Annotated in this window: 10 protein-coding genes; 3 read left to right on the forward strand and 7 right to left on the reverse strand. The window is 61.0% G+C overall.

Annotation, left to right across the window (positions count from 1 at the left end):
- Positions 1-23: 23 nt before the first annotated feature.
- From IYX23_RS19270 to IYX23_RS19295, 6 genes are all read right to left on the reverse strand, one after another.
- Entirely contained in the window at positions 24-983 is a 960-nt protein-coding gene (locus IYX23_RS19270) for a hydroxymethylglutaryl-CoA lyase (RefSeq protein ID WP_196394563.1), read from the reverse strand.
- Positions 980-2,986 (reverse strand): biotin carboxylase N-terminal domain-containing protein, encoded by a 2,007-nt coding sequence (locus IYX23_RS19275; protein ID WP_196394564.1) that lies wholly within the window; start codon positions 2,984-2,986, stop codon positions 980-982. Before IYX23_RS19275 ends, IYX23_RS19270 begins: the two co-directional genes overlap by 4 nt.
- 1 nt (position 2,987) lies before the next feature.
- Positions 2,988-3,776, reverse strand: coding sequence for an enoyl-CoA hydratase-related protein (locus tag IYX23_RS19280; RefSeq protein WP_196394565.1), 789 nt, complete (start codon positions 3,774-3,776; stop codon positions 2,988-2,990).
- Between the two features lie 10 nt (positions 3,777-3,786).
- Positions 3,787-5,331: a carboxyl transferase domain-containing protein gene (locus IYX23_RS19285; RefSeq protein ID WP_281431806.1), complete on the reverse strand. Its 1,545-nt coding sequence runs from the start codon at positions 5,329-5,331 to the stop codon at positions 3,787-3,789.
- Between the two features lie 78 nt (positions 5,332-5,409).
- A complete protein-coding gene (locus tag IYX23_RS19290) occupies positions 5,410-6,579 on the reverse strand; it encodes an isovaleryl-CoA dehydrogenase (protein WP_196394567.1) in 1,170 nt (389 codons plus the stop codon).
- A 108-nt stretch (positions 6,580-6,687) separates the two neighbouring features.
- On the reverse strand, positions 6,688-8,289 hold the full coding sequence (locus IYX23_RS19295) for a phosphoenolpyruvate carboxykinase (protein ID WP_196394568.1): 1,602 nt from the start codon (positions 8,287-8,289) through the stop codon (positions 6,688-6,690).
- A 233-nt stretch (positions 8,290-8,522) separates the two neighbouring features.
- On the opposite strand from IYX23_RS19295, the gene IYX23_RS19300 reads away from it, so the two are divergent.
- Positions 8,523-8,852 (forward strand): hypothetical protein, encoded by a 330-nt coding sequence (locus tag IYX23_RS19300; RefSeq protein ID WP_018409202.1) that lies wholly within the window; start codon positions 8,523-8,525, stop codon positions 8,850-8,852.
- Between the two features lie 45 nt (positions 8,853-8,897).
- Here IYX23_RS19300 and IYX23_RS19305 read toward each other — a convergent pair whose 3' ends face one another.
- Positions 8,898-9,458, reverse strand: coding sequence for a PRC-barrel domain-containing protein (locus tag IYX23_RS19305; protein ID WP_246716957.1), 561 nt, complete (start codon positions 9,456-9,458; stop codon positions 8,898-8,900).
- A 393-nt stretch (positions 9,459-9,851) separates the two neighbouring features.
- Here IYX23_RS19305 and IYX23_RS19310 point away from each other — a divergent pair, with 393 nt between their 5' ends.
- Both IYX23_RS19310 and glf read left to right on the forward strand, forming a co-directional pair.
- Positions 9,852-10,886: a glycosyltransferase gene (locus tag IYX23_RS19310; protein ID WP_348643692.1), complete on the forward strand. Its 1,035-nt coding sequence runs from the start codon at positions 9,852-9,854 to the stop codon at positions 10,884-10,886.
- Positions 10,879-12,021: a UDP-galactopyranose mutase gene (gene glf / locus IYX23_RS19315; RefSeq protein WP_196394570.1), complete on the forward strand. Its 1,143-nt coding sequence runs from the start codon at positions 10,879-10,881 to the stop codon at positions 12,019-12,021. Before IYX23_RS19310 ends, glf begins: the two co-directional genes overlap by 8 nt.
- Positions 12,022-12,079 lie beyond the last annotated feature (58 nt).

The raw sequence follows: 12,079 nt of genomic DNA on the forward strand, positions 1-12,079 counted from the left end.
GCCATTCACCGCAATTGTTGACGTTAATCTGTCGCGTCGAAGCTTTTTGGCAAGTCAGCGACGCAAGGGGCTTCAGTCGGATCGCCGCATCTGGCGGCATAGGCTTGCGCCACACGGCTCGCCGGCACGCGCTTCAACTCGCGGCAGGCGAAAGCTCCGGCCTCCAAGAGTCGATCGAGCGACACGCCGGTTTCAACGTCCATTCGCTCAAGCATATAGACGACGTCCTCGGTCGCTACATTTCCGGCGGCGCCGGGCGCAAAAGGACATCCGCCAAGGCCGGCGACCGAACTGTCGACAACGCTGACGCCGACTTCGAGGCACGCGAAAATATTGGCGAGCGCCTGTCCGTAGGTGTCGTGAAAATGCACCGCGATTTTGTCGAGCGGCGCGACGCGCGCCACTCTTTCGACCATTCGGCGGGCGGGCAGCGGCGCGCCCACGCCGATCGTATCGCCGAGCGAGACCTCGAAGCAGCCCATTTCCAGAAGAGCGGAGGCGACCGACGCCACTCGACCGCTATCGACCTCTCCTTCGTACGGACAGCCTAAGACGCAGGAAATGTAGCCACGGGCCATGACGCCGTATCGCCGGGCTTCCGCGACGACTTTGGCATATCGCGTGAGACTTTCCTCGATCGAGCAATTGATATTGCGCTTTGAAAACGTCTCCGACGCCGCAGCGAACACAGCGATCTCGTCCGCCCCGGCCGCAAGCGCCGCCGCGAGTCCGCGCAGGTTTGGAACCAGCACGCTCAGCCGCAGATTTTGCCTTGGCGCAAGCGCAAGAGTCTCATCCGTGTGCGCCATCTGCGGCACGGCCGTAGGGGAGACGAAACTTCCGGCTTCGATGCGCGATAGGCCCGCGGCCGCAAGACGGCTGATGAGTTCGGCCCGGGTCTGCGGCGACAACGTCACCGTCTCGTTCTGCAGGCCGTCGCGAGGGCCGACCTCCACGATGCTGATGCGCGCAGGAAAGCTCACTCCTCGTCCTTTCGCAGGATCGTGACGAGTTCGGCGCCTTCGATCGCCATGTCCCCCACTTCGCAGGCGACGCTTTTGACGACGCCATCGCGCGGCGCGGCCATGGCAATCTCCATTTTCATCGCCTCCAAGACGACGAGCGTCTCGCCTTTGCTGACGGCGTCGCCCGGCTTCACCGCAACTCGCGTGACGGTCGCCGGCATCGGGGCCAGCACTTGCTCGTTCGATGGTCCTTCACTTTGCGAGGAGGTTGCCGCTTTCGCCCAGTGGATCACATAGTTTTTCCCGCGCAGAATGACGACAAGGCCATGATCCAAAGCGACTGTTGAGACTTCGTGCTTAACGCCGTCCACAAGCAACGAGAGGCGACCTGCGACAGTTTGAACGCCAACTTCCGTGACCGCGTCGCCAAAATTCAGCAGGAAGCCGCCGTCCTGCGGACGCATGATGTGTGCAACAAGCGTCCGGCCCGCATGCGTCACCCTGAGTTCATGATCAGCGCGCTCGTAGAGCCGCCACGCGTCCGTTCCGGCCCAGGGCGACCAATCGTCGCCGAGCGATCTACTCGCTTCAAGCGCGGAGCGCCGAGAGTCGGCCAGGAAAACCGCTGCCGCCGCCGCAAGAAGGACGCGGTCGCAATCCGTGCTCGGAACCGCGGCGCACGTCAGCATAGCGATATTGCTCCCGACATATTCCGTGTCGTAATCGCCGGCCGCCATCGCGTCGCTTTTGGAGATGGCCCGCAGCAGATCGAGATTTGTGGCGACGCCAACGATCTCGACCGCGTCTAGTCCCCCCTGCAGGCGACGCAACGCCTGCTCGCGATTTTCGCCGAAGACGATGAGTTTCGCCAACAGCGAATCATAATAGGGCGTGACGCGATCCCCGGCGCGCACGCCTGAGTCGATGCGCAAGAAAGGCGTTTCCCGCGGCGCACGAAAATGGGCGATCTCGCCAACCGAAGGCATGAACCCGCGCGCAGGATCTTCCGCGCAGATCCGCGCTTCAATTGCGCAGCCGCTCATCCTCAGGTCGCTCTGCGTCAAGGGAAGCGGCGCGCCACAGGCGACGCGCAACTGCCATTCGACGAGATCCTGCTTCGAGACCATCTCGGTGACAGGATGTTCGACCTGCAGCCGCGTGTTCATCTCGAGAAAATAGAAGTGGTCTTCTCCGACGAGAAATTCGACCGTGCCTGCGCCGGTGTAGCCAGCGGCGCGGGCGGCGCGGATCGCCGCGTCGCTCATCCGCGCACGTAACGAGGGCGTTAGACCGGGCGCGGGCGTTTCTTCAATGATCTTTTGGTGGCGGCGCTGCATCGAACAGTCGCGCTCAAGAAAAGATACGACGTTGCCATGGGAGTCCGCGAAAATCTGGATTTCGACGTGCTTATAGCCCGAGAAATATTTCTCGATGAACAGCGTGTCATCGCCGAAGGCGGCGCCCGCTTCACGCCGCGCGCTTTCGATCGCCGACGACAATTCTTCCGGCGCGCGCACAATGCGCATGCCCCTGCCGCCGCCGCCGGCGGACGCCTTCACGAGCACTGGAAGGCCGATGGCGCGCGCCGCTTCGCACAATTCAGCGTCGTCGCCCCCGGACGACCCCGGCGCCACAGGCACCCCTGCCCGCACCATCGCGGCCTTGGCCTCGCTCTTGGAGCCAAGCAGCCGCATCGCGTGGGGCGGAGGCCCGACAAAGATCAACCCATTGGCCAGGCAGGCTTCGGCGAAGTCCGCATTCTCGGCCAGGAAACCATAGCCCGGATGTACGGCGTCCGACCCGGAACGATGCGCAATTTCGATGATCTTCCCGATCGACAGATAACTGTCGCGCGCCGGCGCGGGTCCGAGAAGATAGGCTTCATCGGCCAGTTCGACATGCAACGCATGTGCGTCGACTTCGGAATAAACGGCGACGGACGCGACGCCCAGCCTTTTCGCGGTACGTATGATTCGGCAAGCGATCTCGCCGCGATTCGCGATGAGGAGCTTACGCATCATCTCAATCGGCCGCGATCCAGTGCGGCGCTCTTTTTTCAAGAAAGGCTGAGAGACCTTCCTGCGCCTCCGCGCTCGATCGTCTTGCGGCGAGACGATGCGCGGCCTCGCGCAAGAGTTCCGCGTCGACGCCGTGGCCATAGCATTCCGCAAAGAAGCTCTTGACGTCCGCCTGCGCGCCGGGCGCGCCGCGCAGCAAGTCCGCGACGATCGCCGCATGCGCCAAATTGACCTCCAACCTTGGCGCCACACGATGGACGAGACCCAATTTCTGCGCCTCGGCGGCGGAAAAGCGCTCCGCTGTCAAAGCATATCGGCGCAGCTGCCGCAGGCCTATGGCCCGGATGAGAAAGGGCGCGACGATCGCCGGAAGCAAGCCCAGCCGCACCTCATTGAGCGAGAATGACGCGTCGTCGGCGGCCACGACGATGTCGCAACACGCAAGCAGACCGACGCCTCCGCCGACGACGACGCCCTTGGCCAAGGCGATCGTCGGCTTTGACACCGTGTCCAAAACCCGCAGCATTCGGGCGAGCGCCAGGGCGTCCTGTTCATTGGCGCTCGATGAACGCTGCACGACGCGGATCATCGAGCCGATGTCGCCGCCGGCGCAAAAATAGTCTCCCGCGCCCTCAAGCGTAATGATGCGGACGTCCGCGCGCGCATCCAATTCTTCGAGCGCATTCTTCAGAAGGCCAATAAGCTCATAGTCGAGCGCATTGCGCTTGTCTGGACGGTTCAGCGTCAAAGTCGCGACGCCGTTCGCGTCAATCGATTGCAGCAAAGTCGTCATTGCACATGACTCACATGCGAAATAAGCCAAAGCGCGTTTCTTCGATCGGCGCCTTCAGCGCGAAGGATAACGCCAAAGCGACAATCCGTCTCGTGTCGCGCGGGTCGATAACGCCGTCGTCCCAAAGTCGGGCGCTGGAATAGAGCGGCAGGCTCTGCCGCTCATATTGCTCGCGAATCGGGCGCGCGAAATCCTCTTCCTCTTCTTCCGAGAAAGCCTTGTGCTGTTTCTCCATGGCCTCGCGTTTGACGCGGGTCAACACGCTCGCGGCCTGTTCCCCGCCCATGACGCCGATGCGCGCGCCGGGCCATATCCATAGAAAGCGCGGAGAGTAGGCGCGTCCGCACATGGCGTAATTGCCGGCGCCAAAACTGCCGCCGACGATGATCGAGAGCTTCGGCACCGCGGCCGTCGCCACCGCCGTCACCATCTTCGCCCCTTCCTTGGCGACGCCGGCGCTTTCATACTTCGCCCCGACCATGAAGCCCGTCGTATTGTGCAAAAACAGCAGGGGTATTTTTCGTCGCGCGCAAAGCTCGATGAAATGCGCGCCCTTTTGCGCGCTCTCGGGAAACAAGACGCCGTTATTGGCCACGATCCCGACGGGATAGCCATGGATGTGCGCGAAACCTGTCACAAGCGTCGGACCATACAGCTTGCGGAATTCTTCGAATTCGCTCGCGTCGACGAGGCGCGCAATCACCTCGCGTATGTCGAACTGCTTTCGTGGGTCCTGCGGCAACAGACCGTAGATCTCAGCGGGGTCGTAGTAGGGATCCGCAGGCTTTCTCACCGGAACGGTGACGGCGCCGGAAGGCCCGAGATTGCCGACGATATCCCGCGCGATCTGCAGCGCATGCGCGTCATTCTCAGCGCAATGATCGGCGACGCCAGAACGGCGGCAGTGAACGTCGGCGCCGCCAAGCTCCTCGGCGGTCACAACTTCGCCCGTCGCCGCTTTGACGAGAGGCGGACCCGCCAGAAATATCGCGCCTTCGTTGCGCACGATAATCGTTTCATCGCTCATCGCCGGAACATAAGCGCCGCCGGCGGTACACGAACCCATGACGACGGCGATCTGCGCAATGCCGCGCGAAGACATCGTGGCCTGATTGTAAAAAATCCGGCCGAAATGATCGCGGTCGGGAAACACATCCTCCTGGCTCGTCAGATTGGCGCCGCCTGAATCGACGAGATAGAGACAGGGCAAGTTGTTCTGCGCGGCGATCTCTTGCGCGCGCAGATGCTTCTTTACAGTTAAGGGGAAGTAGACACCGCCTTTGACCGTCGCGTCATTGGCCACGATCATACATTCGCGGCCGCGCACCCGCCCGACGCCAGCGATGACTCCCGCCGCCGCGACACGCCCGTCATACATGCCGTGGGCCGCAAATGGCGCAATTTCGAGAAAGGGCGAAAAGGGATCGACAAGCGCGTCAATGCGCTGACGCGCGAGCATTTTGCCGCGGGCGAGATGCCGCTTACACGCCTGCTCGCCGCCACCTGCTCGAATATCCGCCGCAATCCGCCTCAACTCGGCGACGCGATCGGTCATCACTTGGTGATTGTTGGCGAAATCGGCGTCTTTTGGATGAACAAGGCTATCGAGGCGGGGCATATCGTAAATCCAAAATCAGGCTGTCTCCTGAAAGAGTTCGCGCCCGATCAGCATGCGGCGAATTTCGCTTGTTCCCGCGCCGATCTCGTAAAGCTTGGCGTCGCGCAACAATCTGCCCGTCGGATATTCGTTCATATAACCGTTGCCGCCGAGGCACTGAATGGATTCGAGCGCCATCCATGTCGCTCGTTCAGCGGCGAAAAGGATCGCGCTCGCCGCATCCTTTCTGGTCACGCGGCCGCGATCGCTTGCCTTCGCGACCGCATAGACATATGCGCGCGTCGCCATGACCGCCGTGTACATGTCGGCGAGCTTGCCCTGCATGAGTTCGAACTCGCCGATCGGCTGCCCAAATTGCTTGCGTTCGTGCACATAGGGAAGCACGACATCCATGCAGGCCTGCATGATTCCAAGCGGACCGCCGGCGAGCACGGCGCGCTCGTAATCCAGGCCGCTCATCAGCACATTGACTCCCCGCTCGGGAAGGCCGAGCACGTTTTCTTCGGGAACCTCGCAGTCCTGGAATACGAGTTCGCATGTATTGGAGCCGCGCATGCCGAGCTTGTCGAGCTTCGCGCTTGATGAAAATCCGGGAAAGACGCGCTCGACGATAAAGGCCGTTATGCCATGCGAGCCGGCGCCTGGATCCGTTTTGGCGTAGACGATCACGACATCGGCGTCGGGACCGTTCGTCACCCACATCTTGCTGCCGTTCAGAACATAGCGATCGCCGCGCTTCACCGCGCTTAGCTTCATGTCCGTGACGTCGGAGCCGGCGCCAGGCTCCGACATCGCGAGCGCCCCGACGTTTTGTCCCGAGACGAGGTTGGGCAGGTATCGCCGCTTTTGTTCGTCCGAGCCGTTACGATGGATCTGATTCACGCAGAGATTGGAGTGCGCGCCATAGGACAGTCCGACCGACGCTGAGGCGCGGCTGATTTCCTCCATCGCCAGCACATGTTCCAGATAACCCATGCCCGCGCCGCCATACTGCTCATGCACGGTCAGACCCAGCGCGCCGAGCGCGCCGAGCTTGGGCCAAAGATCCGGCGGAAAAGCGTTTTGCGCATCGATCTGCTGCGCCCGCGGCGCAATTTCCGCCGTCGCGAAGGCTTCGGTCGCGCTGCGCACGCGGTCGGCGACGTCGCCGAGATCAAAGTCGAAAGTAGGCGTCCAGTGGCGCATGCGCATCCTCCGACGGCGCACCAAGATAGAGCCTATATTTCTCGGATCAGCGAAGTTTCAAGTTGCGTCCTGCTTGCGCGACTCTGTTTGCGCAAGTCGCGCGCCTGGCTATCGGACGACGCCGGGCTGGGCGTCGAGCACCTGCTGGTCGACGACGGGGGCGAAACGGCTGAAGTTCGCCTCGAACATTCCGATCAGCTTTTTAGCCATCTGGTCAAAATCTTCGCGCGAGGCCCACGTCTGGACAGGATCCAGCATTTTTGAGTCGACGCCGAGCGCGGACGTCGGCACGCACAGACCAAAGGAGGGATCCGTGCGGAAGTCGGCTTGCGTAAGGGACCCGTCGAGAGCGCCCTGAAGCAAAGCGCGCGTCGCCGCGATCGGCATTCGACGTCCGATCCCATAGGGTCCGCCCGACCAACCGGTGTTCACCAGCCAGCAGTTCGCTTCGCTGGAACAGATGAACTCGCGCAGCAGATCGGCGTATTCCGTCGGCCGGCGTGGCATGAAGGGCGCGCCAAAGCAGGCGGAGAACGTCGCCTGGGGCTCTTTGACGCCGCGCTCGGTCCCCGCGACTTTGGCGGTGTAGCCGGACAGAAAGTGATACATCGCCTGGGCGGGCGTGAGACGCGCAATCGGTGGCAGCACGCCAAAGGCGTCGCACGTCAGCATCACGATGTTCCGTGGATGGCTCGCGCGACGGGTCTTCGAAGCATTAGAGATGAAGTCGAGCGGATAGGCGATCCGCGTGTTTTCAGTTTTCGAATCGTCGTCGAAGTCGAACCGCCCCGCGCGGGGATCGTATGCCACGTTCTCCAGAATCGCGCCGCGGCGGTGAGACGCGGCGTAAATGTCGGGCTCAGAATGCTGCGCAAGCCGGATCGCCTTGGCGTAGCAGCCGCCTTCAAAGTTGAAGAGGCCATTCGCGTCCCAGCCATGCTCGTCGTCGCCAATCAGGCTGCGCGTCGGATCGGCGGAAAGCGTCGTCTTGCCTGTGCCAGACAGACCGAAAAACACCGCCGATCCGCCCTCGCCGTCATTGACGGCGCAATGCATCGGCAACACGCCTTTCGCGGGCAAAATGTAGTTGAGATAGGTGAAGATCGATTTCTTGATCTCTCCCGCATATTGGGTGCCGCCGATGAGCACGACGCCTCGTGAGAAATCGATGGCGATCACTGTCGAGGAGCGACACCCGTGCCGCAATGGATCGGCCCGGAAGGAGGGCAGATCGAGAACCGTCAACTGCGGCTCAAAACTCCTCGCGCGCTCAACCGGGGTAAAAAGGTGCCGCGCAAAGAGCGAATGCCAAGCGTATTCTGTCAAAACGCGAATATTTGACCGATGCGCTGGCGCGGCGCAGGCATAGAGATCCTGAGCGTAGAGCGTCATGCGACGCGCGTGCGTCAGCATGTCCTGATGCAGCCGGGCAAATTGCTCTGGCTTCATCGAGAGATTGTTGTCCCACCAGATCGTCGGTTCAGTCAGTGCGTCGCAGACGATAAACTTATCGTTCGGTGATCGCCCCGTGTGGGCGCCGGTTTCCACGACCAGTCCACCCGTCGAGGCTGCGACCCCCTCCCCGCGTCGGATCGCTTCGTCGTAGAGTTCGCTCGTCTCGCAATTCCGACGCGCCTCTGTGAGGAGGTCTGTATCTTCGACCGCCGAACCTCCGACGTCGTCCGCCCGCCACATCGCCGTGTTCGCCATCCCGAGATCTTCCTCTCCGGCTCGCTCACATGCGACGCGAACTGCGTTGGACGCGCCAGTTAAGCGCAAGCACTTTCAGGAAATAAAGCGTAGATCATTCAAATCAAGCCGCCGTAGACGTTCCGCTGAACGGCTGCGAACAGCGACGCCCAAGGCCCTTTTTCGCGATTGGAACAACGATGACGCCGGGGGGTTAAGGCGAGGCTCGAACTATTTCGAGGATGGAGGCAAGAATGGCGACGCCAGAACTGGAGCGCATCCGACAATCGGATCGCCCGATCAGCGAGACTGCCGCGGTCATGGGCGACAAAGCAATGGCGGCGGCCGACAGAGTCGGGCAACGCATCAATCAGACCATGGAGCAAGCCGGATCGGCGATGTCGACGGTGCAGGAAAAGGGCAGCGAAGTCGCCGGACGCGCCGGCGATGTGATCGGCAATTTCCGGCAGGCCATAGAGAAGTCGGCGCGCAGTCAGCCAACGACGACTGTGCTTATGGCCGTGGCCGCGGGATTTATGCTGGGCGCGATGTGGAACTCGGGCAGCAGCTATCCGCGCGACTAAGGTTTGGCGGATGAAGAATGGCCGGCGCATGCGCGTCGGCCATATTCAGGCTCGATCCGATGCGCCCGGGATTCGCTGCGCGGCAGGCGGTAAGGCGCTGGGCCAGTCATCGGTTTGAAGCGCCGGCAGGGCGTCGAGTTCCTTCCTTGACATTTTGATGTGCGCAACGCCGTCCGTGAACTCTATGCACGCCGGATCAACGGCGCGTAGCGTTTCACCGACGCCGCCCAATTCATATTCGGCGATGACCACATAGGCGAGGCCGCGCTGATCGCGTTTCAGCATCAAATCAACGACGACGCCGAGTTTTTCGCCGCTCGCGTCTATGACGCTAGCGCCAACGGCCGCCGAGGCGGAAAAGAGCGTGGGCGTGCCGCCCGCCTGGCTCTTGCGCACGGCCTTGATGCTTCCGTCCTCATGCCTTGCCTGCCTGCCCAACCACCGCCAGACGCCAATCAGATTGACCGCCGTGAGAAAAAGGTTGGTGAGCAGCAGATTGCGCTGATGGGAGTAGGTCGCCGCCAAGCTCCAAGCGACGGAGCCGACTGTAAACACGACGAAGCCCCATCCGGTGGTGCGCGCCCCGGCATTGGCGGCCGTCATCATCGCGGCGATCATTGTTGCGGCCGGAGCGATCCAACCTAACGCCCATTCCCACATAAGTGACCGCCAGTAGACCCGCGCCCGCCGCCGTTTGTAAGGCCTGCCTTAAACGCGCCGTTAGAGACGCTGTTCCGACAGATGTAATGACCGTGTCGGAGATCGCGGCGCCCGCGGCCACTGGCCGGCCTTCAAACCTGTCCAACTGTTCATGTTGTCGGAACAAAGTTGCTGAACCCGAGTTTGTTCAGGGAGACCGAAAAGCAAAGAAAACGGCAAGGCTTGAGGTGGGGCATGATGTCAGTTCCAAGTCATCTTTTTTGTTTCTCCCATCTTCGTTGGAACTTCGTTTATCAGCGACCACAGCATCTTTTGAGTCGAGCAGCCAGAAATCTCGGCGTGTTTTACGTCGAAGAGCCGATCTTTTCTAAAGATGGCGGGGGCGTAAACATCCAAAGGGATGAAGCCTGCGGCGTCGTTGTCGTCACGCCTGTTCTTTCAGAAGGCCTCTCGCCGGACGAAATCACTAACGCGCAACATCGAGTCGTCAACGAGTTGCTCGCTGATGTACGGCCGTCGCGATGGGTTAGCTGGTACTATACGCCCATGGCGCTCCAGTTTACTCGCCATCTGACTCCCAACCTGCGCGTCTATGACAATATGGATGAGCTTTCCGCTTTTGCTGGAGCGCCGCAAGGCATTCTCGATCTCGAACGAGAGTTGATGGCCAAGTGCGATCTCATGTTCGTCGGCGGACAGAGCCTGTACGAATCCAAACGTCAGCGACACGACAACATTCACGTTTTTCCGAGCAGCGTCGACACCGCTCACTTCAAGAGCGCGCGAGACCGCAGCGTTGATCCCGATGATCAAAGGGAGATTGCGCATCCCCGCATCGGGTTCTTTGGCGTGATCGATGAACGCATGAATATGGATATCGTCGCCGGCATCTCGGCGCTTCGGCCGCAATGGCAATTGGTGATGATCGGCCCCACCGCGAAGATCAGCCCGGAATCTCTGCCGCGCGCCGAAAACATTCATTGGCTGGGCTGCAAACAGTATCAAGAGCTTCCGAATTACCTATCCGGATGGGACGTCGGAATCATGCCATTCGCGTTGAATGAAGCGACGCGCTTTATCAGTCCGACAAAAACGCCCGAGTTTCTTGCTGCAGGCGTGCCGGTGGTTTCAACCCCGATCACCGATGTCGTCAATCCCTACGGCGCGGCCGGGCACGTTGAAATCGCGTCGAGCGCGGAAGAGTTCGTCGCCAAGATTGATCTGTTGCTGGCGCGGCCGAAGGCGCACTGGCTCGGCGCCGTCGATGCGCATCTTGCAGAAATGTCATGGGACAAAACCTGGGCGAGGATGATGCTGCACATCGCGAGCGTCGGCGCCGAGTCCAAATCAGCGCGGGAGGGGCAACTTGTTTGACTGGCTTATCGTCGGGGCAGGCTTCGCGGGAAGCGTGCTGGCCGAGCGGCTCGCGTCGCAGCGCGACGAGCGCGTCCTTCTCATCGATCGTCGGCCGCACATTGGCGGAAACGCCTATGATCGCTACGACGACGCCGGCGTGCTCATGCACCAGTACGGCCCGCATATCTTTCATACGAACTCCGAAGCCGTCTTCGAGCATCTTTCGCAGTTCACGCGTTGGCGCCCGTACGAGCACCGCGTGCTCGCGAATGTGGACGGCATGCTCGTGCCCATTCCGATCAACTTGGACACTGTGAATCGTCTCTACGGTCTCTCGTTAAATTCCGACCAGCTTGCGCAGTGGTTCGCGAGCCGCGCCGAACATTGTGAGGAGATCAAAACGTCTGAGGATGTCGTCGTCAGCACGGTGGGGCGAGAACTCTACGAGAAATTCTTTCGCGGCTACACCAAAAAGCAGTGGGGCGTCGAGCCGTCGCAGCTGGACAAGTCCGTAACGGCGCGGGTGCCCACGCGCCTCAATCACGACGACCGCTATTTTGGCGATGAGTACCAGTTCATGCCGCTTCACGGCTATACGCGCATGTTCGAACGGATGGTGGACCACCCCAACATCAATATCATGCTGCAGACCGACTTTGAGGAGCTGCGCAACGAAGTCTTCTATAAACGACTGATCTTCACCGGGCCGATCGATGAATATTTCAACTTCCGCTTCGGCAAGCTGCCCTATCGATCGCTACGCTTCGAACATGTCACGCTCGATAAGCGGCGGCATCAACCTGTGGCCGTCGTCAACTATCCGCAGACGGAAGCCTATACGCGGGTGACGGAATACAAGCATCTCACGGGTCAGGACCATCCGAAAACAAGCTTGACCTATGAATTTCCCAGCGATGAAGGCGACCCCTATTACCCTGTGCCGCGCCCGGAAAATGCCGAAGTCTACAAGCGCTACGAGAAGCTTGCGATCGCGCAGCAAGATGTTTGGTTCGTCGGCCGGCTTGCGACCTACCGCTACTACAATATGGATCAGGTTGTCGGACAGGCGCTCGCGACGTTCCGACGGATCAATAAGGAGATCCCTGCCCGAAACAGCGCCGCCTTCGCTACCGCCTCGGTGGCCGCTGAATAGTTAAGTCGCGACGCGATGATGAGCTAAACTCTGCGGGGCCGCGCGATCCGGCTAAGCT

It is taken from the genome of Methylocystis sp. L43 (assembly GCF_015709525.1).
Classification (GTDB): domain Bacteria; phylum Pseudomonadota; class Alphaproteobacteria; order Rhizobiales; family Beijerinckiaceae; genus Methylocystis.

What these genes read in the sequence shown, in the direction of transcription:
- IYX23_RS19275 (WP_196394564.1), bottom strand. Translation starts at nt 2,986, where the DNA reads ATGATGCGTAAGCTCCTCATCGCGAATCGCGGCGAGATCGCTTGCCGA.
- IYX23_RS19280 (WP_196394565.1), bottom strand. Translation starts at nt 3,776, where the DNA reads ATGACGACTTTGCTGCAATCGATTGACGCGAACGGCGTCGCGACTTTG.
- IYX23_RS19285 (WP_281431806.1), bottom strand. Translation starts at nt 5,331, where the DNA reads ATGACCGATCGCGTCGCCGAGTTGAGGCGGATTGCGGCGGATATTCGA.
- IYX23_RS19290 (WP_196394567.1), bottom strand. Translation starts at nt 6,579, where the DNA reads ATGCGCCACTGGACGCCTACTTTCGACTTTGATCTCGGCGACGTCGCC.
- IYX23_RS19295 (WP_196394568.1), bottom strand. Translation starts at nt 8,289, where the DNA reads ATGGCGAACACGGCGATGTGGCGGGCGGACGACGTCGGAGGTTCGGCG.
- IYX23_RS19300 (WP_018409202.1), top strand. Translation starts at nt 8,523, where the DNA reads ATGGCGACGCCAGAACTGGAGCGCATCCGACAATCGGATCGCCCGATC.
- IYX23_RS19305 (WP_246716957.1), bottom strand. Translation starts at nt 9,458, where the DNA reads ATGATGACGGCCGCCAATGCCGGGGCGCGCACCACCGGATGGGGCTTC.